Here is a 24,224-nt window from a genome sequence, read left to right as displayed (position 1 = left end):
CTCCTATTTCCTTCTCCACCACACCACGACGCCCGCGATCAGGATGCCGATGGGCGACAGGATGCCGGTGACGATGAAGATATCCCGCATCTGGCTCAGCGAGATCTGAACCAGCCTGGTGTCGCTGGACTTGGGTCGGATCGCGAGCAGGTCCTCCTCCTGGGCGAGCCAGTTGAGGATGTTCAGCGCCAGGTCGCCGTTGCCCGGCAGCCTGATATAGGTATTGTTGGCAAAAGCCGAGTTGCCGACGACCACGATGCGGGTCTTCAGCTCGTGCTCCTCCGGCCGCATCGCCATCTCCTGGGGCGTCAGCGTCCGCATGTCCCTGCGGGGCAGCGCCCTGGGGACGGCCGTGATGGCCACTGCGATGGACACGGGACCGGGCTCGTCCACTTGCGGGTCCAGTGCCGGTGTGTATTCCACGGCTTCTTCCGGCGATCCCGGCAGCGTGGTCTCCGCCCAGCTGCGGGCACTGGTCATGGCGATGGTCTGGATCTCCACGGTGTCGTCGGAGGCCGACGCCGGTTCGACGGACCGCACCAGCGGAAAGAAACTCACGGTGCTTCCGAGCGGGCGCGTGATGGGATGGGCCGGGTACTGCATGACGGCCGGCATGTACTCGTTCATGCCGGGCAAGCGCCCCACGGCACTCTCGTCGATCACCACGTTCTCGCCGATCCGCACCTTCCAGTGGGCGAGGAGCGCCGACAGGTCGGCGCTATCCTCCGGGAAGTCGGGATTGATCAGGAACAGGGCACGGCCGCCGCGGTCCAGGTAGTCGCGAATGGCTTCCTGCTCGTTACCCACCAGGTTGGTGCGGGGACCCGCGACCACGAGGACGCTGCAGTCTGCCGGGACTTCCACTTCGCTGAGCAGCGAGAAACTCCGGACGACGTAGCTCTGGTTCTCGAGCAGCTGGAGCAACCTGTTGTAGCCGGCCTGGTCGGTCAGGTTGACGTTGTGCTCGCCGTGGCCTTCCAGGAAGTAGATGGTCTTCTGGCCTTCCCGCGTGACCTTGACCAGCGCGTTGGTCACGTTCGCTTCGAGGTAGCGGTTGATGTGTTCGGTCTTGCCCTCGCTTTCGAACACGATCGTCCCGTAGGCGGAGATGTTGTACTGGCGGGCGATGCTGGGTTCGAGATCGGGGTCGATGAATTCGTAGGTAATGTGGTCCGTGTGGTACTGAAACTGGTTCAGCATATCGTCGATCTGGTGCCGTTGCATGGCTTCGGGCCCGCCGGATCTGAAGAATCCAACGATGTGTACGTCCTGGCCGAGGTCTTCCAGCACGCTGATGGACAGGTCCGCGAGGCTGAACCGCTTGTTGGCGGTCGTATCGTATCGCTGGGAGTACCGCGCGCCGATCAGGTTCACGAAGGCCAGGATGCCGATCACCAGCAGGACCAGGACCGCGGTGTTGGCGCCGTACCGCGTGGTGCGCCGCCCCAGCAGGTTCCACACCGTCTCCCACTCGAGGACCAGCCAGGCCGATCCGATCGCCAGGCCGGCCAGCAGGACGATCAGGACCGTGCGCGGCGTCGTCGCATCCGAGGCGTAGAGGTACCCGCTGACCAGGATCAGGATGAGCCCCAGGTATCCGGCGGTTGAAACGAGACTCCTCATGTACGGTTTTCTCCCATTTTCATACTGCAGGCAGCTTGAGTGCGCAGGACCGGTCGTCCATTCGGAACCGGCGTCCATTCGGTACCGGCGTCAACCCCGCCAGCGGGTCGATTCAACCGACCGGACCGTAATGAACAGGCCCAGGAAGATGAAACTCAGGAAAAAGAGGCAGTCCGTCGAGTCGATGATCCCCTTCTCGAAGGTATTGTAGTGCCTCAGCACGGACAGGTATCCGACTACCTCGCCCAGCATACCGGTCATCGATTCCGCCGCTACATCCATCATCCAGAGTATGAGCGCGGCGCCGAAGCAGATCACGGCGGCCACGATCTGGTTCTCCGTCAGCGAGGAGGCGAAGAGCCCGATGGTGATCACGCCGCCCCCGAGGAGCACGAGACCGAGGTAGCCGGCCCAAATGGGGCCCCAGTCCGGATCGCCGTACACCTGGAGCACCATCGGGTAGATGAGCGTCAGCCCGATCATGGCCGTGTACAGGGTGAAGGCCGCCAGGAACTTGCCGAGGATCACGTGCCAGTCGCGGACCGGCGAGGTCAGCAGCAGCTCGATCGTACCGGTCTTCTTCTCCTCGGAAAAGACCCGCATGGTGAGCATGGGCATGAGCGTCAGCACGGCCACGAAACTCATGGTATTGAACAGCGGGCGCATGATCATCTCGTTGATGTTGATGCGCTCCATCATGGTCGGGTACTGCGCGACCTGCATGAAATACTGGGTGTAGCTCTGTAAGCTATAGAAAAACATGAAGCTTACGATGAAAATGAATACGGTCGAAAGGGCGTAGAAGATGGGTGAAATGAAATAGGCCTTCAATTCACGTCCCCATATGGCCAGCAATCCCTGCATCGTCAGTCGCCCTCCTCTTCCTGGGTCGTCAGCTCGAGGAAGATCTCCTCCAGGCTCATGCCGGCCGTGGTGAGTTCCACGAGGTCCCAGTTTTTGCCGACCACCGACGATGCCACCTCGGAACGGAGATCCCGTCCCGGCTGGACGTCGATGTCGTACTGCCAGAGGCCGTCGCCGATGGAAGACCTGGTCTTCACGTCTACGACGCCCTCCTTTTCCTTCAACAGGTCCATCACCTCGCTGACCGGTCCCCGGATCTGTGCGGAGATGGACTGCGAGCCCCGCAGCCGCGCGTCCAGGTTGGCCGGCGTGTCCCCGGCCACGATACGGCCCTGGTCGATAATGACCACGCGCTCGCAGGTCTTGCTCACCTCGGGCAGAATATGGCTGCTCAGAATGATGGTATGGTCCCCGGCCAGGCCCTTGATCACCTCCCGGACCTCGTTGATCTGCTTGGGGTCGAGGCCGTTGGTCGGCTCGTCCAGGATCAGGACGTCCGGATCGTGGATCAGCGCCTGGGCCAGGCCCACCCGCTGGCGAAACCCCTTGGAACAGTGGCCGATGATCCGGTGCTCGACTTCTTCCAGGGCGGCCAGCTCGATCACGCGGTTGACGGCCCTCCGGCGATCACGGGACGGGATGTCCTTGATTTTGGCGATAAATTCCAGGTAAGGGCGGACCCGCATGTCCAGGTAGAGGGGTACGTTCTCCGGCAGGTATCCCACCCTGCGGCGCACGTCGAGGGATTGGCGGAACGTGTCGAACCCCGCCACCCGGGCGGTGCCGGCCGTCGCGGGCATGAAGCACGTCAGCACCCGCATGGTCGTGGTCTTGCCGGCGGCGTTCGGTCCGAGGAACCCGAGGATCTCGCCCTTTTCGACCTCGAAACTCACGTCCCGGACCGCGGTGAAATTGCCGTACTTCTTGGTCAGGTCCTTTACTTCTATCACGTCAGACTCCCAGCGCCGCTGTCACAACCTTCGCGCAAAACGCGCAGCGATTTTCAAAGTATCCTAATTTATGACACAAAGTGATGTAAAGCAAGCCTTTGTTGCCATCCGATCACCGCGCGAATTTGCGTTCGCGCAGCTTGAAGAACTGCAGCAGCGGATCGATGTAGGGCTCGTCCGTGCGGATGTGGATGGCGTCTACTCCGGTCACCCGGAACTGCTGGTCGCGCGCCTCGCGGAGGGCTTCGTTGTATTCGGCATACTGCCTGCGCCAACTGGCGTCGCCGGTGTCGACGAGCACCTCTTCGCCCGTCTCCGCGTCCTGCAATTCGATCAGGCCGACGCCGGGCAGGCTGAGTTCCCTCGGGTCCGTGATCGTGACGGCGACCACGTCGTGCCGCTTGCTGGCCACGCGCAGAGGCTTCATGTAGTCCTCTGTCAGGAAATCGGACAGGATGAAAACGATGCTCCGGCGCGTCAGCAACCGGTTCAGGTATTCGAGCGCCTGCGTCAGGTCGGTGCCGGTGTGACCGGGCTGTGTGTAAAGCACTTCCCGGATCACCCGCAGGATGTGGGTCCGTCCCTTCTTCGGCGGGATGAACTTCTCGATCTGGTCGGTGAACATGAGCAGGCCGACGCGGTCATTGTTCTGGATCGCCGCGAAGGCCAGCAGCGCGCAAATCTCCGCGGTGATCTCGCTCTTCATCTGGTTCACCGTGCCGAAGTGGCCCGATGCGCTGACGTCGGCCATGAGAATGACCGTCAGCTCCCGTTCCTCGATGAAGCGCTTGATATAGGGACGTCCCAGGCGGGCGGTTACGTTCCAGTCGATCGACCGGATCTCGTCGCCCGGTTCGTATTCTCGCACCTCGGCGAACTCCATACCGCGTCCCTTGAAGACGCTGTGGTACTCGCCGCTGAACACGTCGTTCACGAGATGCTTGGTCCGGATCTCGATCTGCCGGATCTTCTGGAGGATCTGCCTGGGTATCAAGGGATCTCTACGCAGTCGAAGACGCGCTGAAGAATCTGTTCCGAGGTCATGTCCTCGGCCTCGGCTTCGTAAGTGACGATGACGCGGTGGCGCATCACGTCCATCCCGATCGACTTCACGTCCTCGGGCGTCACGTAGCCCCTGCGGCGCAGGAAGGCGTGCGCGCGCGCGGCCGTCGCCAGGTAGATCGTCGCCCGGGGCGAAGCGCCGTATTCCACCAGGTCGCGGATTTCGGCGAGTTCGCCGTATTCTTCAGGGTTTCGGGTCGCAAAGACGAGGTCGACGATGTACTGCTTGATCTTGTCGTCCATGTAGACCCGGTTGATGATTGATCTCGCCCGGACGATATCCTCCAGCGAAACGACCTGGTCCACTTCCGCCGGTTCGCCGGAAGTCATGCGATTCAGGATCTCAAGCTCCTCTTCCTTGCGGGGATAGGTCGTCGTCAGCTTGAGCATGAAGCGGTCGACCTGGGCCTCCGGAAGGGGATAGGTCCCTTCCTGCTCGATGGGGTTCTGCGTGGCGAGTACCAGGAAGGGGTCCTCCAGCGGAAAAGTCTCGTCTCCGATGGTGACCTGGTGTTCCTGCATGGCTTCCAGCAGGGCGCTCTGCACTTTCGCGGGCGCCCGGTTGATCTCGTCCGCCAGGATGAGATGGGCGAAAATCGGACCCTTCTTGGCGATGAACTCCCCACTGCCCGCCTGGTAGATCATGGTGCCCGTGAGATCGGCGGGGAGCAGGTCCGGCGTGAACTGGATGCGCTGGAACCGGGCCGAGACCGTCGACGCCAGGGTGCGCACGGCCAGGGTCTTGGCCAGGCCCGGCACGCCTTCGAGCAATATGTGCCCGTTGGTCAGCAGGCCGATCAGGAGGCGTTCGATCATGTACTGCTGGCCGACGATCACCTTGCCGATTTCCGAGATCAGCCGGTCGACGAAGACGCTCTGCTCGTAGATGCGGTCGTGGATGACCTTGATGTCGTCCGGTGTATGCGCGTTGTCTGTGGTCATGTTTATCCTTCAGTTGGAGCCAGGCTGGCCGGAAGAGGAATCGGTCTTCGAGGAGGCTTCGGTTTTCGATGTGTCCCCGGAACCCGACGCATCGGAGGACCCGCCGTCGGACTTGGACCCGTCGGACTTGGCGCCGTCGGATTTAGACCCGTCGGACCCGCCGTCCGACTTGGACGAGGAAGACTCCCGGTCGGCCTTCTCGGCCTGCTTGTAGTTCTCGCTCCGGTAGTCCGTGGTATAGAATCCATCGCCCTTGAACAGGAAGCCCGCCCCGCCGCTGATGAGGCGCTTCACGGCGCCGCCGCATTCCGGACAGGTGGAAAGGGGATCCGCCGTGATCGACTGGAATTCGGAAAACTCGTGTCTGCATTCGTTGCAACGGTACTGATAGGTAGGCATGTGTTTCTTCCTAACAAAACCGGCGCCGGCTAAGACAGCCGACGCCGGTCTTCACGTACATGAACTGCCTGGCAGGAGGGCCTGGAGGCCTACATCATGCCGCCCATGCCGCCCATGCCGCCCATGCCGCCTCCGCCGTAACCGCCCGGCGCGGGAGGTGGCTCCTTCTCGGGAATGTCCGTCACCAGGGTCTCGGTGGTCAGCAGGAGGGACGCGATGCTGGAAGCGTTCTGCAACGCAATGCGCGTCACCTTCGCCGGGTCGATCACGCCGGCCGACATGAGGTCTTCATAGTCGCCCGAATTCGCGTTGTAACCCACGGCGCCTTCCTTCTGCTTCACGTGCTCGATGATGACCGAACCCTCCGCGCCGGCATTGGCCGCGATGTGGCGCAGCGGCTCTTCCAGGGCCCTTCGCAGAATGCTCACTCCGGTGGCTTCGTCGCCGTTGACCTGCAGCCCGTCCAGCGCACCGGAACCCCGCAGGTACACGACACCGCCGCCGGGCACGATGCCCTCTTCCACGGCCGCGCGCGTCGCATGCAGCGCATCTTCCACGCGGGCCTTCTTCTCCTTCATTTCCGTCTCGGTCGCCGCACCGACGTTGATCACGGCCACGCCGCCGGCCAGCTTGGCCAGGCGTTCCTGCAGTTTCTCGCGGTCGTAGTCGGACGTCGTCTCATCGATCTGGCGGCGGATCTGGCCGATACGGCCTTCGATCTCGGACTGGGAACCGGCGCCTTCGATGATCGTCGATTCGTCCTTGTCGATCACCACGCGCTTGGCCTGGCCCAGGTCTTCGAAGGTCACGTTTTCCAGCTTGATGCCGATGTCCTCGGTGATCACCCGGCCGCCGGTCAGGATCGCGATGTCCTCCAGCATGGCCTTGCGGCGGTCGCCGAACCCCGGCGCCTTGACGGCCGAGATGCGCATGGTGCCGCGCAGTTTGTTGACCACCAGCGTGGCCAGGGCCTCGCCTTCCACGTCCTCGGCGATGATCAGCATGGACTTGCCCTGCTGCACGACCTTCTCGAGGATGGGCAGGAGGTCCTTCATCGCGCTGATCTTCTTCTCGTGGATCAGGATATAGGGATCTTCGAGGCTGCACTCCATCCGCTCGGAGTCCGTCACGAAATAAGGGGAAATGTACCCCTTGTCAAACTGCATGCCTTCGACCACGTCGAGCATGGTGTCCATGCTTTTGGCCTCTTCCACCGTGATGACCCCGTCCTTGCCCACCTTCTCCATGGCATTGGCGATCAGGTCGCCGATCTCGGGGTCGTTGTTGGCGGAAATCGTCGCGACCTGGGCGATCTCGGTCTTGCCGGCCGTCGGCTGGCTGATCCCCTCGATCTCGTCCACCACCGCGGCCACGGCCTTCTCGATGCCGCGCTTCAGGGCCATGGGATTGTGACCGGCGGTCACGTTCTTCAGCCCCTCTCGGTAGATGGCCTCGGCCAGCACCGTGGCCGTCGTGGTCCCGTCGCCGGCGATATCGCTGGTCTTCGAAGCCACTTCCTTGACCATCTGGGCCCCCATGTTCTCGTAGGGGTCCTGCAATTCGATTTCCTTGGCCACCGACACGCCGTCCTTCGTGACGGTCGGCGAACCGAACTTCTTGTCGAGCACCACGTTCCGGCCCTTGGGACCCAGCGTGACCTTCACCGCCTTGGCCAGGGTCTCCACACCGCTCAGCACGGAGCGCCGGGCTTCATCCCTGAATTTCAACTGCTTCGCCACTGGTTCAACCCTCCTTGCATATTCACAGATTCAGCCGCAACCGGACCTTTAAGGTTACGGTTCGGACACTCGATGATCTACGACACGATACCCAGGATGTCCTCTTCCCGCATCATGAGGTATTCGGAATCATCCAGATTGACTTCCGTGCCGGAGTACTTGCCAAAGAGGATCTTGTCGCCGACCTTGACTTCCAGCGACACGCGGTCGCCGTTGTCGCCGACGCGCCCCGGACCGGCCGCCACGACTTCGCCCTGCTGCGGCTTTTCCTTGGCCGTATCGGGAATGATGATGCCGCCGCGCTGTACCTCTTCTTCCTCGAGGCGCTTGACCAGGACTCGGTCGCCCAAAGGTTGTACGTTCATTGCTTCCTGCTCCTTTCACTGGTGATAAGAACGCTGATCTTAAAATCAGCACGATAATGAACAATTATCTCGTCCGCCTAATTCAGTGCAATTTCCGTGCCACCATGGAGTGCGCCGCCCACAGAACCTGACAGATATAGCTTAAATTATTGTTAATAAAAGTGTTATAAATATCGTTGCGAATCGACTGATGGTAAGGCCGCGCTCTCCTGTTTTCTGTCAATCTGTCATATGCACCTCATCGCGCCATAATGGCATTGCCAAAATAACATAACAGGCCAATTTAGCCATGCCTTACTGGCGTGTCAAGGGCATTCGCATTTCTGATTGGCTCAGTATGACATTCCTGGACCATTCCCATCTACCAAAAAACCCCGCTCCGGGAAGTGGGGTTTGAGTTCCAGTCAATGTTGGATTGGGGGCTTTAGAGACTACCTGGATCTGGGGGGCGGTTTCAGGGCGCTACCCACATTGGGAGGTTTCGGATTCGCAGGTCTGTTCGGATTAGGTTTCGGTCTGAATCCCCGTGGGTTTATGTTCCTGCGAGTTGGTCCGTACCCTTTTTCTGGAGGTTGGGGAGTTTTTGACATTTGACTGCTCCTTTTCCTTAATCGGAATGAATTCTATTGGGAGTGGCATTTATATATTCAGTGGTTATTTAAGCATGAGTTCTCGTATATGGATTCGTTTTCTTTCCAATGCATCAGTAGAAGACTATTTTCATTCCAAGACCGAATACATAGGATTGTATCCACTTCCCACCTCGCCACGCTTACGGAAATCACAGGAGTCGATCCATGCCCGTAGTGCCCTTCGACAAGCTCAACAGCCTCAGCCGCGCGATCTTCGAGGCGACCGGCATCCCGGCGGAAGACGCCCACATCCTCGCCGATCACCTGACGACCAGCAACCTGCTCGGGCACGATTCCCACGGCGTGTGGTTCATGCCCCGATACGTCCCGTCCCTCCAGGAAGATTACAGGCCATGGGAAGATCATATCGTGGTGGCGGACCGGCTCGGATTCGCGCAGATCGACGGGAACGGCGCCAACGGCATCGTGGCGGTGACGAAGGCCCTGTCCCTGGCGGTGGAAAAGGCGCGCAGCGCCACGATCGGCATGATCGCCCTGCGGAACGTCTCCCACATCGGCCGGTTGGGCGACTTCCCCCCGCGAATTGCTGAACAGGGCATGATCGGCATGGTGGGCCTCAACGGCGGCGGAGAATTCGTGGCGCCCTACGGTAGCGCCGACCGGCGCCTGCGGCCTGAGCCCATCGCCTTCGCCGTGCCCCGGGAGAAGGGTCCGCCCCTCATGCTGGACATGACGCTCAGCGTGGTCGCGGGCGGCAAGGTGGAGCAGAAGATCGAGCGCGGCGAGCCCATGCCGGACGGCTGGCTGATCGACCAGCAGGGCCGCTACGTGAACGACGGCAGCCGGTACCACGCCGAGCCGGACCAGGTGGCCGTTCTGCCCCTGGGCGGTCTGCAGTTCGGCCACAAGGGGCACGGCCTGGCCATGATGATCGAGATGATCATCGGCCCCCTGTCGAACGCCGGATGTACGGGCGGCAAGGGCGGCGGCGGGATCCTGATCGCCGCATTGGACATCGGAGCCTTCATGGACCCGGCCGACTACAAGGCGGAAATCGAAGCCCACGTCGCCTACGTGGGTTCGGCGAAACCCCTGCCGGGATTCGACAGGGTCTACGCACCGGGCGAAATCGAGGAGGACGTCCGGCGACAACGGCTTGCCGAGGGCATCTACATCCCGGACAAGACCTGGAACACGATCACGGAAACCGCGGCTGGCCTTGGCGTGGAAATGCCGACTGTGTAGCGCCCAATCCGTGCGTCGCACCGCAGGAACAGGAGCACTCTATGACCGACAGACCCGTACGCGTGGCCGTCTACGGAACCGGCCGGTTCGCGCAGGCCACCCACCTGCCCAACCTGAGCCGGATCGACGGCGTCGAGATTGCGGCGCTGTGCGATATCAACGAAGACGCGCTGCGTGAAACGGCTGCGCAGTTCGGGGTTGCCCGTACCTACACGGACGCCCACGCGATGCTGGAGGCCGAAGACCTCAATGCCCTCTGGTCCATCGTGCCGGCCTTCGCCCGCACCGATGTGGAAATCGCCGCGGCCGAAAGAGGTATCCAGCTCTTCAGCGAGAAGCCCCAGGCCCTGGACATGGCCCTGGCGAAGCGGATCGACGCGGCGGTGCGGAAGGGCGGCGTCATCAGTACGGTAGGCTTCCGGGAACGGTACCGCCCCATCTTCCAGGAAGCCCGGCGGCTGCTCCAGGACAAGCGCGTAGTGCACGTCCGCTTCCAGCAGATCGCGCATAACCCGAAACCGGCCGCCGTTCCCCCCACCGCATGGTCGCACCAGGTGGAGAAAGGCGGCGTCCGTTTCTTCGACTGGGGCGTGCATGCCACGGACTACACCCGGTTCATGACCGGCCAGGACGTCCTCAAGGCCCAGGCCTTCCTGTACCATCCGGAGGAATACCATACGCCGCTCTCTTCGTCCTTTCATTACCAGTTGTCGGAAGGCGCCACGGCGACGCTGACCTTCATCGAATCAGATCCGACCGGACCGGGCGAGGAGCCCTATTTCAAGATCTACTTCGACGGCGGGAGGCTGGGGGTCTTCGGATATGAACGGATCGAGGTGAATGACGAGGTCGTCTACGAGGCCGATCCCTTCGACCCGTGGCTTGCCCAGGACCAGGCCTTCGTCGAGGCGGTCCGGTCGAACGATCCGAATCTGCTTCAGAGCGATTACCACGACGGGCTCAGATCGCTCGCACCTATCCTGGCCGGATGGGATTCGGCACGCCGGGACGGGGTCCTCGTGGATGTGGAACGGTTTATTGAGGAGGCGTGATCGAGGCGGGATCCACGCGTGATGTACGCGAATTCAGGCGGCGAAGCACAACCGGCGCGCTGCATCCGGGAGACGACCATGTACCACATAAACATGCGATACTTCGTTCTGGCTGCCCTGCTGATCGCTATGGGATGCGGCGGACCGAGGGAAGATCTCACCCATCTGCTTGTTGCCGGCGAGCGACTCGGCGTCGTGATGGAGGACGAACGGATCGTTTCACTCAATACGAAGGAGAATGAACCGGTCGTATGGACGTTGAACCGGTTCGACGGGGTAATTGAATCGTGGGATGCGGAGGGTTTGACCGTCGTCGTGGATGACGTCGACGTTCCGGAAGGCCTGCTCGATACGTTTTCATCCGATCGCAACAGGCTCGTGGTCGACGTCGCGCAGGCCGGGGGCAGGGACAGAAACCTCGGCGTATCCTTCGAGCCGATCGGCGATTCGGGTTCCGGCGTAGTTGTGCGCATTTCGGACGATCTGGTATCAGAAGGCTTGAGGCAGACCGAGGACGGACTGGAACTGAGGATCTAGCGGGCGCAGGTGGCCGACTGCGGGAATGTTACATGTTGATCTGTAGTTTTAGTCACCTACACCCAGCGCTCCAGCAACTTCCCTTATTCGAGACAGACGTGCGGAAGCATAGTCAGTCGCCTCGTACCGCTGTATTTGCTGCTCTCTCAATCCGAGACGCTCTGCCAAGTTTTTCTGACTCAAACCCTGGGCGATTCTCGCTTTGATCAGCATGGTCGGTATCTCTTTGACGGTTTTAAGCTGATCCAACTTGAATTCGCCTGCCTTCAATGATTCATATTCGCGTAAGTCTGCTTCCAAATCGCAAAGCTGGCTACGCACCGCATCATTCTGCGCCTTCAGGATCAGCGGATGTACCCCCACCTCTTCGCTCAGGCCTTCCAAGGTACGTACGAATCGCGAGAACTGTGCTTTGGTGATTAGATATTGTCTCTCGTTCTTAATCAATTGAGATCTCCCAAATCCAGCGCGATTATCCCTTTTATGTTTCCTGTGAGTTAGAACAGTCATTGTAAATAGTCGCAGTCTGCAGGTTTAACTCGCAGGAAAACATGGATGAAACATCACTCCACTGTGGTGTGCAGGTATTCAGGCCAGTCCCACAGACCCTCCAGTACCGTCCATCTGGCCACCATATCTTCCCTGTCGATGATCCCATCTACGAGCCGAGAGAGATTCGCCCCCAGGTCCACTGGCAAGGTATCAAACACTCCGATCTCTTTGTGGACCCATCGCGGCGTACTCAGAAACCGTCCATTCCTTATGTACAGCGCGATCAGCAAATCGTTCACGGCCTGGTTGGCCAGACAGTAAAGGTGGACCCGGTCGTCAGCGCCCTGTGCCGTTCGCCACTGGTTCCGAAACAGGGGCAGCCGATCCTGTGCTTCACCGATCACCGCTTTAACCAATTCAGCGGGTAACTTTTCCAATACATTCTGCCACACCCTCAGCCGACCATCCGGATCGACCAGCGCATGGCAGCACTGCAACTCTTCGGCGAGAATCCGCTGCTCGGGCGGCCTGGGAAACACCTTCAGCATATCTTCCACGGTCTGCCGGGTCCAGTAACGGATGTGGACCATCGCCCCGTCAAGCACCACGCTGTCACATGCCGGCTCAATCAGGGGACCGTGCCGCATGTCCGGCCACGCCGAGATCAACCGGCGGCGATCGGCCTCCCGGGGAATGCCCGGCCCGAACACGAGCAGGTCGATGTCCGACTGGCGGTCGGCGTAACCTCTTCCCAGGGATCCACCCAGCGCTACGGCGCTCGTTCCCTCGAGCAGCCGGATCCTCTCCACGATTTCGGCGGCCAGGGCGTACAGCTCACCAGGATCCCGGGATTGATCCGGCTTGAAGGACCCTTCCTCGATATCCTGGTCCAACGTGCCATGATCGCCACCGGATTCGTGCAGCAACACCAGGGTATCCCGCATCAGCCGGGACGCGGCTGCCCACGCCTTTTCAGGTACCCGTTCGGTCGCCAGCGTCCACAGGGCATCGCCGGCGTTTTCCGGCGCCCGTGACAACCCGTTCAGCCGGTTTCGCGCACCTTCGAGCCGCGACGGATAATACATGGTCTCCGGCAGGCCGTTCATCCCGTAGAGCACTGTGGCGGCCTGGTGGATGATCAGGTAGAGGGCGTAGCGGAAACGTACGTGATCGCCGCGATCTATCAGGTTGGTCGGGGGAAGCCGCAGCCACCATCCGAGCTGGTTCGCTGCTTCCGTCATGTGGTTCGATAGAGGAGATCGTCCAGGCACGCTTTTTCAGCCAGTCAAAGGCGAGTCGCCGGGGAGCGGGAGATTGGTTACTGAGGAGCGGGAGAAGGCATGATCAGCGTGGGGTCCTGCTGCATATCCGGCAGGGCGGGTTCCGGTTTCCGCTGGTCTTCGGGGATCAGCGTCCGGGCTACCGCGATCTCGTCGCAGTGGGTGAATCGGGCGCAGGTGGTACAGTCCTTCCATACCTTGTGCGGGAGGGTATCGCGGTCGACCACCTCGAACCCGTGACGGCCGAAGAAGCTGGTCTCGTAGGTCAGGGCGAAGACCCGGGCGACGCCCAGTTCCTCGGCCTCCGCGATCAGTTCATCGACGATGCGCCCGCCGACGCCGCCGCCCCGGCATCCTCTCCGGACGGCCAGGGACCGCACCTCGGCCAGGTCGTGCCACACGATCACGAGGGAACCGCAGCCTATCACCTGGCCGTCCCGCTCGCCCACGACGAAGTACCTGATGTGCTCGAACAAGCGGTAGACCGATACCGGAAGGAGGATGTCCTCCTCGATATAGGGTTGGAGAATCTCCATGATCTCGGGGACGTCCCCGATCACGGCCGGACGGATGACGATGTCGCTTCCGTTCGAGGCTGGCGTCAAAGACGTGTCAGCTTTGTTCATGGCCGTTCTGCTCCATTGCATCCTGCGCCAGGATCTCTAGGACCTTTTCCAGCTGCTTAACCTCGCGCGATGATCTCGCGGGCCTGTTCAAGCTGGCGCAGCACGGAGTCCTTACCGGTGCCGCCGGGCAAGGCGCGCTTGTCGGCGCTGTCGTCGAACCTGAGCCCGGCGATCACGGCTTCGTCGAAATGTTCCGAATAATGCTGATACAGCTCGATCGGCAGGTCCCGCAGGCTGCAGCCACGGTTCATGGCCTCGTCCACGAGGGCGGCCACGATGCCGTGTCCTTCCCTGAACGGCACGCCGCACCGGGTCAGGTAGTCCGCCAGGTCCGTGGCCAGCATGGCGTCGTCCATGTTTTCTTCAACCCGATCGCATCTTACCTCCAGCGTCTCCCAGATCGCCGTGAAGACCGTCAGCGCGACGGTCACCGTGTCGATCGCATCGAAAAGGGGTTCCTTTTCATCCTGCATGTCCTTGTTGTACGTGTGGGGCAGGCCCTTGAGCATGGTAACGAGGGAGACCAGGCTGCCCACGACGCGTCCGGTCTTGCCCCGCAGCAATTCGGCGGCGTCCGGGTTCTTCTTCTGCGGCATGATGCTGCTGCCCGTGGCCAGCCGGGGATGCTGCGTGACGTACCCGAATTCCGTGGACGACCAGATGACCAGGTCCTCGCAGGCCCGGCTGATACGGATCATCAGTGTCGTGCAGGCGGCGAGGAACTCAACGTTGTAATCGCGGTCGCTCACCGCGTCGATACTGTTGGGCGAGATGCCGTCGAAACCCAGTTCATCGGCCAGGAACGTGCGGTCGATCGGGAAGGCGCTGCCCGCCATCGCCCCGGCGCCGAGGGGCATGACGTTGATCCGCTTCCGGCAGTCCGCCAGACGCTCCCGGTCCCGCTGGAGCCCGAACAGGAGCGAAAGGGCGTAGTGGGCGAACCGGATCGGCTGCGCCTGCTGCAGGTGGGTATACCCCGGGAAGACGACATCCAAGGTACGCTCGGCCAGCCCCAGCAGCGCTGCCTGGCAATCCCGGATCCACCCGGAGACGTCGTCCACCACCTCGCGGAGATACAGTCGCTCGTCCGTGGCGTTCTGGTCGTTCCGGCTCCGGCCCGTGTGCAGCTTTCCGCCCACGGGACCCACTTTCTCGATCAGGCGTTTCTCCACGGCCATGTGGATGTCTTCCAGGTCCCGGGTCAGCGCATAGGCGCCGCTTTCGATTTCGCCTTCGATCTCGCCCAGTGCCTCTTCGATTACCCTGCCCTCATCGGCGGTGAGCACGCCGATGCGCACGAGCCCACGGGCATAGGCGATGCTGCCCCTGATGTCCACGCGGAACAGGCGGCGGTCCGCGTCGATGGACGCGTGGAAATCATCCATGAGTCGTTTGAGTGCTTCGTCCCGGCTGTCGTTCATGGTTTTCCTGTTCAATGCAAATCGGTCACTTTAACGGCGGTCACTTTGCGCGAGCCACTCACCGCGCGTCCAGCACCCCGCCGATGATCCCGAGCGCCTCGTCCACGTGCCGCTGCTCGATCACCAGGGGCGGCGCGCAGCGGAGCACGTTGTCCCCGGCCGTTCCCACGATCAAGCCCGCGTCCCTGCACGCGTTCACGACGTCTCCTACCTTGTCTTCGAATTCCACGCCGATCAACAGGCCCGCGCCCCGGACTTCCTTGATGTCCCTATGGGTTTCGGCGAGGGCATTCAGTCCGGCGGTAAGTTTGCCGCCCATTTCCAGGGCCCGGTCCGCCAGCCCCTCGTCGATCATCTTGCTGACGACGGCGTGGGCCACGTGACAGGCCACCGGGTTCGCCCCGAAAGTGGAGCCGTGCATGCCCGGCTTGAGGACTTCGGCGATATGGGACTTCATCATGACGGCGCCGATAGGCAGGCCGCCGGCCAGCGGCTTGGCCAGGGTCATGACGTCCGGCTCGATGCCGTGGTGCTGGTAGGCGAAGAGCTTGCCCGTGCGACACAGGCCGCACTGGATCTCGTCGAAGATCAGGGCGACCTTGCGTTCGTCGCACAACCTGCGCAGATGTTGCAGGAATTCCACGTGCGCCGGATTCACGCCGCCCTCTCCCTGGACGGGCTCCACCATCACGGCCGCGGTCCGTTCCGCCGATATCGCCTCTTCGAGGGGCTCGATCTCGTTCAGGGGCAGGTAGACCATCCCCGGCAGCATGGGCTTGAACCCCTCGTGGTACTTGGGCTGGGCTGTGGCGCTTACGGCGCCGTAGGTCCGGCCGTGAAAGGCGTTCTCGAAGGTCACGATCTCGTGCTTGGCTTCGCCGCCCGCTTCGGACGCCCACCGGCGGGTGAACTTGAGAGCCGCCTCGATGGACTCCGATCCGCTATTGCAGAAGAACACCCTGGCCGGGAAGGCGTTTTCCACCAGCAGCTTCGCGAGCTTCACGTGGGGTTCCGTGTGGTACAGGTTGGAGATGTGCATCAGCTTCGCGGTCTGCTGCGCCACGGCGCCGATGATCTCCGGTACCCCGTGGCCCAGGGAATTCACCGCGATGCCGCCGAGGAAATCGAGATACCGCCTGCCCTCGAGGTCGTAGACGTAAGCGTCGCTGCCCCGGTCAAACACGACGGGCGGACGCACGTAGGTCGGCGCGATGTACTGTTCCTCCAGGGCGATGATCTCTTCGGTAGTCATGCTTGATCCTTTCATCCAGTGGTTGCTATCCGGTCGTCACTACCGTTCCGAAAACACTTTCATCCGATGCCAGTTCCTTCCGCAGCGTTCCGGCCCCCCGCCACGCGATGATGCGGGCGCGGCGGACACCATAGGACAGGCACTCGAGGGCGGAGCGGACCTTGGGAATCATCCCGCCCGTGATTTCTCCCGCTTCGATCAGCGCATCGGCCAGTTCGGGAGTCAACTTGCGAACGGGCCGGCCGTCGGACCGGTGGATGCCGGCCACGTCCGATATAAACACGATGTCGTCGCAGGCCACGGCCCGGGCGATGTCCAGCGCGGCGTGGTCCGCGTTGACGTTGTAGGTCTCCCCGTTGACGCCCCCCGAAATGGGGGAGACCACGGGCGTGACGTGGTTCGACGCGCAGAGATCGAAGAGGGCGGTATTCACCTCGACGATCTCTCCCACGAATCCGATGTCCACGCCGTCCTCCCGGTACTTCTCAGCCCGCAACAGGCCCATGTCCTTCCCACTTACGCCGAGAGCGTTCACGCCGCTGTGCTGGAAGCGCGAGACCAGTTCCTTGTTGACCTTGCCCGACAGGACCATCTCCACGATTTCGACCATGTCGCCGTCCGTGACCCGGAGGCCGTTCACGAAGGTGAACTCCTTGCCGAGCAACTCCAGGTACCGGCCGATCTCCGCACCGCCGCCGTGGACGATGATCGGGAAAACGTCAGGCAGGTCCCGAAGGTCGGCGGCTAACTCCTCGATCACGCCGTCCTGCTCGATCGTCGCGCCGCCCAGTTTTACCACGATGTTCCGTGCCATACTAGATCAGCCCCGTCGTTTCGTCCAGACCACTCATGACGTTCACGTTCTGCAGCGCCTGGCCGGCGGCGCCCTTGACCAGGTTGTCGATGGCGGACGTGACGATGGCCAGGTCCGATCCGTCCACCCGGTCGATCCGCAGGTCGCAGTAGTTCGTCCAGGTCACGAAGCGCGTCTCGGGATAGCCGGACTGCGACAGCCGGATGAAAGGTTCCCCTTCGTAGCGCTGCTCGTACAGGGCCGCCAGGTCTTCATGGGTCGCGCCGTTCTTCACGCGTACATAGGTCGTCGCAAGGATGCCCCGGCTCATGGGCGTCAGGTGGGGCGAAAAGACGACGTAGGACCGCCCATCGGAGTACCTGGACAGTTCCTGTTCGATTTCCCCCACGTGGCGGTGCGAATGGCCGATGTTGTACGGCGTGATGCTGTCGTTCACCTCCACGTAGAGATTCCTCAGCTTCAGGCCGCGACCGGCGCCGCTGACGCCCGACTTGGCGTCCACGATGATCTGCCCGGCGTCTATCGCGTCCTCTTCGAGCAGCGGGGCCAGGCCGAGGATCACGCCGGTGGGATAGCAGCCGGGATTGCCCACGAGATCGGCCGTCCGTATGCGGTCCCGGTTCAGTTCGGGAATCCCGTAGACCGCCGCATCGAGGAGCGACGGTGCGGTGTGCGGACGATCGTACCAGGACGTATACACCTCCGGGTCGTCAAAGCGGAAATCGGAACTGACGTCCACGACGCGCACGCCCCGGTCGAGAAAAGCGCCGACCCGGTCCATGGCCACCCCGTCCGGCGTGCAGAAACAGACCAAGTCAGCGGGCTCTTCTACAATATCGTCCAGGGATCTCAGCGTGATGTCCCGGTCCGGATCCACACGGGGAAAGACCTCGCCGAGTTTCTGGCCTGTGTACTGTTCCGAAGTGGCGAACGCGATCTCGATGTCCGGATGACGCGACGCCAGCCGGTACAATTCCATGCCCGTGTATCCCGTCGCGCCGACAATGCCCAGTCTGATCATGTACCTTCTCTCTTCTGCTTCATGATGGCCTCGACGCGTCGCAGCGTTTTCCCGGCATGGGCGGTCGACTTGGTGACCAGGAGAATCGTGTTCTCGCCCGCGACACTGCCCACGATCTCCGGCCATTCCGCCTGGTCGATGGCCTCGCACACCCCGGACGCATGGCCGGCGGAGGTCTGCAGGACCACCTGGTTCATCGCGTCGTCCGCACTGACGACGAAATCCCGGATTTCCCGTTCGACCAGTTCGTCCTGGGTCTCCACCGAGTAGTAACGCGGCAGCACGTATTTGTACTGCCCGTCCGCGAGACGCGTCTTGATGACGTGCAGTTCCTTGAAATCCTTGGACAGTGTCCCCTGGTTGACGTCGATTCCTTCCGTGTGCAGGGCCGCGATCACCTCCTTGTGCGTATGGAAGTGTCCCCGTTCGATGAGTGATCGTATGGTGCCCTGGCGCTGGTGCTTGGCGTTCATAATAGATCAAATAAATATGATATTGTAGGCATAATTATTCCAATAAACGCACTACAATATATGGTCGGTTCGCTTGCCGTCAAGAAAAAAGGAACGGCGAGTCAGATTGCTGTCAGGAAAACGTAGATGAATACATCGAGGAGATTCGTGGAAGGTGATCGCGGTTATAGTGCTCAAAAGTCGAGGTCGTTACTCTGAACATCCTTTTACGTGCTGCGTTATGGGGTACTCGGCGCTGATTGAATCCCCAGTCCTTTTCGACCTTTGGCCTAGTCGAAACACCTTTGGCCTACTCACTGCCGGTGCATGGTGGCTGAATGATCTTGAAAGTTGAACAGGAACGGTACACGGTGAGTACAGCGTCGGCTTCGGCCTGATCCATGGACAAGCCGTATTTCCGCTTTATTTCCAGGTATTTCCCCACGTACCAGCATCGATTGTTTACCGGCAACCAGTTCGCGGGATCCTTGTCCCGTTTCTCGTAACGATTCAGTCGAGGCGCCGCCAATGTCAGGTTGTTCAGGTCCGAAGCGAACTGCTGTCGTTCCGCTCGCGTCCTCAAACCCATACCACTGTCGTGGGCTTCCGAATTGGCCACGATGTGCTCGATATCTGTTGCCCCCACATCGCTGAAACAACGCATCGAATAGGGTGAGTATATACCGCCTTGCCGGATTACGATCTGATATTCGATGGAAGCCGGATAGTCATAATCGCTTCTATCGTAGACCGAATGCCGCACTTCCGGCGCGACGGAAACGCCCAGTACGGGATGAATCTTCCCTGGTGCTGTTGGTGCTGTCTGGTGAGCGGCATGGCCTCCTTCCGCCAGACCAGCCAGCGCTTCGAGTGCTTCGGCCTTCGAGTCAAAGGTCCTGCCGGCCAGTGGCCCCTCATGAAAATGGTAATTGCCCTGACTGCGGTTGTTGTGGCCGCCATGCCGGTCTATCCGCCCACCGTGGGCTGCTGCGTCGGCGGCATAGGATACCTGGCACAGCACCAGCAGTATCCAGGCAACCCCCGATATCCGGATCCTGCTGGCTGCTCGCGATGCCCAGACCCAGGCGGTACCACGGCCGATATTTCGTAGAATCAAATACATATGTATACACAATATATATATACATACGTAAACACGGCAACCAGATCGGTTCTGGCTACCGGGACCTAAGTCCTACGATATCAGATGAGATAACTTTGGAATGAAAATAGGTTGAAGTAAAACGCACTTGAGGGAACTACCGATGCGATTCACTTCGTCCAGGTGAAGTTGGACCTCAAGGTAGTCCGCACTACCCCGGACGCTCCCACCCGGGCCGCCTGAACGCCCCGGACCTGCCGCCTTCCTTCTCCACCAGCAGGATGGAGGCGATCTCCATGGTCCGGTCCACGGCCTTGCACATGTCGTAGAGGGTCAGGGCGGCCACGGAGACGGCCGTCAGGGCCTCCATTTCGACGCCGGTCTTGCCGGACGCGACGGCCGTGGCCAGGAGGCCGATCCTGCCCGCGTCCTCGTTCAGGGTGATATCGATCTCCACGTGGGTCAATGGGATGGGGTGACACATGGGGATGAGGTCGCCCGTCTTCTTGGCCGCCGAGATGCCCGCGATCTTCGCCGTGGTCAGCACGTCCCCTTTGCCCATCTCGTCGGCGGAGATCTTCCGGATCGTCTCCGTCGCGGATCGGACTTCCCCGTAGGCCACCGCGCGCCTTTCCGTAACCGGTTTCTCCGTCACGTCCACCATGCGGACGCGCCCTTTTTCATCGAGGTGCGAGAGGTCCATAATCACTCCGTTTCAAGGCGTTTCTCAACAGAACGGACAGGGGCAGGGCCACCACGACCGCCACGCCGGCCTGAACCAGGTTGCCAGGGATCTCCGTCAGCGCGGCGATGCCGCCGAACAGGACCGATCCGGCCAGATAGTAACCGGTAACCATCCAGGCGCCGCCTACCAGCACGGCTGCGAAGGCTGCGATCCGGCGGGGATGGCGACCACCCGAGGTGCCCCCAGCATCCGATGTGCCCCGTCCGCCCTGGTCGTCCAGTCCGCCCTCGGTGTCTTGACCGCCCCCGGTGCCCCAGAACGCGATCGTTCCGACCAGGATGCCTTCGATCCCCTTGATGACGAGCGTCCAGGGCGCCCAGATGAAGTAGCCGCCCAGTGCGTCGGCCAGGGCGGAACCGACCCCGCCCGCGAGACCGCCGATGCGCCATCCGAAGACGAGGGCGAGGGTGAACAGCAGCCCATCGCCGAGATTTATGTATCCCTGCGTGGCCGGATTGGGGATGCGTATGACAAAGGTCGCCAGCGTCACGAGCGCGATCGAGAGCGCGGCCAGCGTCAACCTGCGTACCGGAACAGCGGCCATATCAGGCACCTAACCTTGCCATTGGTACAGCATCAGGTACACCAGCACGCCGGTGACGGACACGTACAGCCAGATCGGCAGGGTCCAACGGGCCAGCGGCGCATGGCGTTCGAAACGCCCCTTCAGCGCATGGCGCAGCGTCAGCACGACCATGGGCACGATGGCCGTGGCCAGGATCGTGTGGCTGATGAGGATGGTGAAATAGACGTAACGGGTCCATCCCTCGCCGGTGAAGGGCGTGCTTCCGTGGTTGAAATGGTAAATCAGATAAGTGGTGAGAAACAGTACGGACGCGGCGACCGCACCCAGCATGCACGTCCTGTGCGCGGCGACGTTTCGTTTCCTGATGTTGATGTAGCCCGCGACCAGGAAAGCCGCGCTGGTCGAGTTCAGACAGGCGTTCACCAGGGGCAGGTCTGTGATCTCCAGCATGCATTACACCTTGTCATAGGCCATCACGGAGAACTGGACCAGCAGGAACACCAGCGACGCAAAAAACAGGTTCCTCGCCGACGCCTGGGTCCGGGTCACGGTCAGGTGGATGGCGAAAGCGAGCAGTCCCAGTCCGGCCGCGAAAGCCGCGTAGAAATAGACGACCCCCGAGATGCCCAGTATGGTCGGGACCAGGCTGAAGGCGGTCAGGGCCAGGCAGTTGATCAGGATCTGCACGCTCGTGAACCGGCCGTCGGGATCGACGGCGGGCAGCAGCTGAAACCCGGCGCGGGCGTAGTCTTCGCGGAAGAGCCATGCCAGCGCGAGGGCGTGGGGCATCTGCCAGAGAAAGAGGATGGCGAACAGGACGCCGGCCTCAAGCCCCAGTTCGTTTCGGGCGGCCGCCCAACCGGTCACCGGGGGCAATGCGCCCGGGACGGCGCCGAACACGGTCGACAGCGTGGTCCGGTGCTTGAGCGGCGTATAGAGAAACAGGTAGGTGACGGTGATCAGCGCGGTGACCGCGCAGCTCAGGACGTTGACCACCAGCGCCAGGTACAACAGGCCCGCCACCGTGATGGCCACGCCGAACCCGAGGGCCTGCGCGGGCCGCAACTTCCCGGCGGGGAGCGGACGCTTCCGGGTCCGCCGCATCATGGCGTCCCGGTCTCGCTCCATGAACTGGTTCAGGGCGAGCGTGCCCCCGGCCGCCAGGGCGGTTCCGGCCAGCGTGTGCAGCAGGCGCAGCCAGTCCACCGGTCCGTCGGACCCCAGGTAGAACCCGACGCAGGTGGTCAGCACCAGCATGATGACCAGGCCGGGCTTGGTCAGGGCGATGAAGTCCTTCATGGGGCCGAATCAGACAGAGACATTCATGGTCAGCAGGATCAGGCCCAGCAGCACCGCCGCCGCGAAAAGCACGGCGCCCACGATGCCCGAAGCCCTGGACTTGAACCCGATACTGCCGTCTTCGAGGACCCGGGGTTCCAGGAGCCGGACCGCATGGTGCACGATCAACGCGATCACGATCAGCAGCTTGACGGTCATCAGGGATTCGTAGCCCGGCGGAAGCAGCGGGTACAGCTCGGGCTGGGACGACATTGCCCGGGCGGCCACCCCATCCATGATCCGGTTATACAGGCTGAACGAACCGCTCACGACCAGGATGACGATCGCCGTCCAGGACACCCGGCGGAATATGGCGCCGGTCCGGCGCATGATCTCCACGCGTTCCTCCGACGCCCTGCCCGATCGGAGCACCGGGGTGAGCGCGACCAGGACGTAGAAGAAACCGCCCGCCCATAGTACGACGCCCAGTACATGCAGCCACATCCACAGAATCTTGGTTTCGAACATAAGCCGTCCTCCTCCCATTCCTCCGGTGGGCCGTGGAACGGCCTCAAGGATCCGCGCACCTTAAGGCCAGGGCCGCCCAGGATGGGAAGCGGCCGTCCGACTCCTGCAAAAATGCCCGGACCGGACGGTCGCTGTCAATCAGTTTTTGGCGGGCCGGAACGGCATCGCGGCCCGGCTGAAAGCAGTTGACACGACCCGCCCGCGGACTATAATAACTGCATGAATTTTGGATAGCCGGAAAGCGTCTGCGAAGCCCCGGGATTCATGCGCCGACCCGCGACGATGCCCAGCCAGGATGAACGCTTCGACCCGCGACTATGTCCCAGCCAGACCGGAACGCCCCGTACTTCCTGGGCCATGACATCGGCGGCACCAAGCTCGCCGTGACCGTCGCCGACCGGAACGGGAAGATCCTGCGCAAGATCCGGCGGCCGACCGAAGCCGAACGGGGTCCGCGGGCCGTGGTGGCGTCGCTGGTGGACATGTCCCGCGAAGCCATGGCGCGCGCCGCGCTCTCCCCGGCGGAACTGGCCGGCGTCGGCGTCAGTTGCGGCGGTCCCCTGGACACGGAAACAGGGGTGGTCTACGCGCCGCCCAATCTGCCGGGCTGGGACGAGGTCCCGCTGAAGGCATGGCTGGAGAGCGCGCTTTCGCTGCCGGTTTTCGTCGAAAACGATGCCAACGCCAGTGCCCTGGCGGAGTGGTCCTTCGGGGCCGGGCGGGGCTGCCGGCACATGGTGTACATGACCATGAGCACCGGTATCGGCGGCGGCGTCATACTCGACGGCCGGCTTTACCGCGGCCCGAACGACACGGCCGGCGAAGTGGGGCACATGACCATCGTCGAAAACGGGCCGACCTGCGGTTGCGGAAAGCGCGGCTGCCTGGAAGCCCTGTGTTCGGGGCCGTCGATCGCCAGGCGGGCCCGGGAGAAAGCGCAGGAGGCGCCCGGTTCGATCATGGTCGATCTGGCCGGGGGCGATCCGGCAAGCATTACGGCGGAGACCGTCATGGACGCGGCCAGGCAGGACGACCCGGCCGCCCGGGAAATCGTGGACGAGACGGCGCGGTACATGGCCGTCGGACTGGGGAACATCGTGAATATCCTGAACCCGGAGGTCATCGTCATCGGAACCATCCTGGTCAAGGCGCAGGATCTGTTGTTGGAACCTATCCGCGCGTACCTCCGGCACGAAACCTGGCCGCGGGTCTACGACACGGTGCGGGTCGTGCCCGCCGGACTGGGAGACGAAGTGGGAGATCTCGCCGCCATCGCCGTGATCCGGCAGGCGGTACAATCCGAAGGGAGCATTTAG

The 24,224-nt window shown here is 62.0% G+C and carries 26 protein-coding genes; 4 read left to right on the top strand and 22 right to left on the bottom strand.

Translation table 11 applies throughout. From position 1 onward, the window contains the following. Positions 1 to 3 precede the first annotated feature (3 nt). The 8 genes from F4X08_15740 to F4X08_15705 all read right to left on the bottom strand — a co-directional run bounded on the left by F4X08_15740 (position 4) and on the right by F4X08_15705 (position 7,944). Positions 4 to 1,701 carry a hypothetical protein gene (locus tag F4X08_15740; protein ID MYD27252.1) on the bottom strand — a complete coding sequence of 566 codons (1,698 nt, stop codon included), beginning with the start codon at positions 1,699 to 1,701 and terminating at the stop codon, positions 4 to 6. A 12-nt stretch (positions 1,702 to 1,713) separates the two neighbouring features. Next, entirely contained in the window at positions 1,714 to 2,487 is a 774-nt protein-coding gene (locus tag F4X08_15735; GenBank protein MYD27251.1) for an ABC transporter permease subunit, read from the bottom strand. Between the two features lie 2 nt (positions 2,488 to 2,489). Continuing rightward, positions 2,490 to 3,437: an ATP-binding cassette domain-containing protein gene (locus tag F4X08_15730; protein MYD27250.1), complete on the bottom strand. Its 948-nt coding sequence runs from the start codon at positions 3,435 to 3,437 to the stop codon at positions 2,490 to 2,492. A gap of 112 nt (positions 3,438 to 3,549) precedes the next feature. Next, on the bottom strand, positions 3,550 to 4,431 hold the full coding sequence (locus F4X08_15725) for a DUF58 domain-containing protein (GenBank protein MYD27249.1): 882 nt from the start codon (positions 4,429 to 4,431) through the stop codon (positions 3,550 to 3,552). Next, on the bottom strand, positions 4,428 to 5,441 hold the full coding sequence (locus tag F4X08_15720; GenBank protein ID MYD27248.1) for a MoxR family ATPase: 1,014 nt from the start codon (positions 5,439 to 5,441) through the stop codon (positions 4,428 to 4,430). The genes F4X08_15725 and F4X08_15720 overlap by 4 nt, the downstream gene beginning before the upstream one ends. A gap of 9 nt (positions 5,442 to 5,450) precedes the next feature. Next, entirely contained in the window at positions 5,451 to 5,840 is a 390-nt protein-coding gene (locus F4X08_15715) for a zinc ribbon domain-containing protein (GenBank protein MYD27247.1), read from the bottom strand. Positions 5,841 to 5,929: 89 nt separating this feature from the next. Further along, positions 5,930 to 7,579 (bottom strand): chaperonin GroEL, encoded by a 1,650-nt coding sequence (gene groL / locus F4X08_15710; GenBank protein MYD27246.1) that lies wholly within the window; start codon positions 7,577 to 7,579, stop codon positions 5,930 to 5,932. 77 nt (positions 7,580 to 7,656) lie between these two features. Then, positions 7,657 to 7,944: a co-chaperone GroES gene (locus F4X08_15705; protein MYD27245.1), complete on the bottom strand. Its 288-nt coding sequence runs from the start codon at positions 7,942 to 7,944 to the stop codon at positions 7,657 to 7,659. A 797-nt stretch (positions 7,945 to 8,741) separates the two neighbouring features. Here F4X08_15705 and F4X08_15700 point away from each other — a divergent pair. The 3 genes from F4X08_15700 (at position 8,742) to F4X08_15690 (ending at position 11,371) form a co-directional block, all read left to right on the top strand. Next, a complete protein-coding gene (locus tag F4X08_15700) occupies positions 8,742 to 9,782 on the top strand; it encodes an Ldh family oxidoreductase (GenBank protein MYD27244.1) in 1,041 nt (346 codons plus the stop codon). Between the two features lie 41 nt (positions 9,783 to 9,823). Then, complete coding sequence (locus tag F4X08_15695; GenBank protein ID MYD27243.1) at positions 9,824 to 10,834, top strand: Gfo/Idh/MocA family oxidoreductase; 1,011 nt, start codon at positions 9,824 to 9,826, stop codon at positions 10,832 to 10,834. A 78-nt stretch (positions 10,835 to 10,912) separates the two neighbouring features. Further along, a complete protein-coding gene (locus F4X08_15690) occupies positions 10,913 to 11,371 on the top strand; it encodes a hypothetical protein (GenBank protein ID MYD27242.1) in 459 nt (152 codons plus the stop codon). Positions 11,372 to 11,419: 48 nt separating this feature from the next. On the opposite strand, the gene F4X08_15685 is transcribed toward F4X08_15690, so the two are convergent. The 14 genes from F4X08_15685 to F4X08_15620 all read right to left on the bottom strand — a co-directional run bounded on the left by F4X08_15685 (position 11,420) and on the right by F4X08_15620 (position 22,908). Continuing rightward, positions 11,420 to 11,881 carry a helix-turn-helix transcriptional regulator gene (locus F4X08_15685; GenBank protein ID MYD27241.1) on the bottom strand — a complete coding sequence of 154 codons (462 nt, stop codon included), beginning with the start codon at positions 11,879 to 11,881 and terminating at the stop codon, positions 11,420 to 11,422. 53 nt (positions 11,882 to 11,934) lie between these two features. Beyond that, positions 11,935 to 13,104, bottom strand: a complete 1,170-nt coding sequence (locus F4X08_15680; GenBank protein ID MYD27240.1) for a nucleotidyltransferase domain-containing protein — start codon at positions 13,102 to 13,104, stop codon at positions 11,935 to 11,937. A 77-nt stretch (positions 13,105 to 13,181) separates the two neighbouring features. After that, on the bottom strand, positions 13,182 to 13,790 hold the full coding sequence (locus F4X08_15675; protein MYD27239.1) for an N-acetyltransferase: 609 nt from the start codon (positions 13,788 to 13,790) through the stop codon (positions 13,182 to 13,184). Positions 13,791 to 13,825: 35 nt separating this feature from the next. Continuing rightward, positions 13,826 to 15,190, bottom strand: coding sequence for an argininosuccinate lyase (gene argH, locus F4X08_15670; GenBank protein ID MYD27238.1), 1,365 nt, complete (start codon positions 15,188 to 15,190; stop codon positions 13,826 to 13,828). Between the two features lie 58 nt (positions 15,191 to 15,248). Next, complete coding sequence (locus F4X08_15665; GenBank protein ID MYD27237.1) at positions 15,249 to 16,442, bottom strand: aspartate aminotransferase family protein; 1,194 nt, start codon at positions 16,440 to 16,442, stop codon at positions 15,249 to 15,251. 25 nt (positions 16,443 to 16,467) lie between these two features. After that, positions 16,468 to 17,256: an acetylglutamate kinase gene (gene argB, locus F4X08_15660; GenBank protein MYD27236.1), complete on the bottom strand. Its 789-nt coding sequence runs from the start codon at positions 17,254 to 17,256 to the stop codon at positions 16,468 to 16,470. Position 17,257: 1 nt separating this feature from the next. Continuing rightward, positions 17,258 to 18,277: an N-acetyl-gamma-glutamyl-phosphate reductase gene (locus F4X08_15655; GenBank protein ID MYD27235.1), complete on the bottom strand. Its 1,020-nt coding sequence runs from the start codon at positions 18,275 to 18,277 to the stop codon at positions 17,258 to 17,260. Next, positions 18,274 to 18,750 carry a hypothetical protein gene (locus F4X08_15650; GenBank protein ID MYD27234.1) on the bottom strand — a complete coding sequence of 159 codons (477 nt, stop codon included), beginning with the start codon at positions 18,748 to 18,750 and terminating at the stop codon, positions 18,274 to 18,276. The genes F4X08_15655 and F4X08_15650 overlap by 4 nt, the downstream gene beginning before the upstream one ends. A 289-nt stretch (positions 18,751 to 19,039) precedes the next feature. Next, positions 19,040 to 19,852 (bottom strand): HNH endonuclease, encoded by an 813-nt coding sequence (locus F4X08_15645; GenBank protein ID MYD27233.1) that lies wholly within the window; start codon positions 19,850 to 19,852, stop codon positions 19,040 to 19,042. A 190-nt stretch (positions 19,853 to 20,042) separates the two neighbouring features. Continuing rightward, positions 20,043 to 20,534, bottom strand: coding sequence for a cyclic pyranopterin monophosphate synthase MoaC (gene moaC / locus F4X08_15640; protein ID MYD27232.1), 492 nt, complete (start codon positions 20,532 to 20,534; stop codon positions 20,043 to 20,045). Further along, complete coding sequence (locus F4X08_15635) at positions 20,512 to 21,120, bottom strand: ECF transporter S component (protein ID MYD27231.1); 609 nt, start codon at positions 21,118 to 21,120, stop codon at positions 20,512 to 20,514. Before F4X08_15635 ends, moaC begins: the two co-directional genes overlap by 23 nt. 9 nt (positions 21,121 to 21,129) lie before the next feature. Beyond that, positions 21,130 to 21,552, bottom strand: coding sequence for a DUF420 domain-containing protein (locus F4X08_15630; GenBank protein MYD27230.1), 423 nt, complete (start codon positions 21,550 to 21,552; stop codon positions 21,130 to 21,132). Positions 21,553 to 21,555: 3 nt separating this feature from the next. After that, entirely contained in the window at positions 21,556 to 22,401 is an 846-nt protein-coding gene (cyoE, locus tag F4X08_15625; GenBank protein ID MYD27229.1) for a protoheme IX farnesyltransferase, read from the bottom strand. Between the two features lie 9 nt (positions 22,402 to 22,410). Beyond that, a complete protein-coding gene (locus F4X08_15620; GenBank protein ID MYD27228.1) occupies positions 22,411 to 22,908 on the bottom strand; it encodes a hypothetical protein in 498 nt (165 codons plus the stop codon). Between the two features lie 317 nt (positions 22,909 to 23,225). Here F4X08_15620 and F4X08_15615 point away from each other — a divergent pair, with 317 nt between their 5' ends. After that, entirely contained in the window at positions 23,226 to 24,224 is a 999-nt protein-coding gene (locus F4X08_15615) for an ROK family protein (protein MYD27227.1), read from the top strand.

It is taken from the genome of Gemmatimonadota bacterium, from assembly GCA_009841265.1.
GTDB lineage: Bacteria > JAAXHH01 > JAAXHH01 > JAAXHH01 > JAAXHH01 > JAAXHH01.
This window is presented reverse-complemented; position numbering and strand designations above follow the sequence as displayed.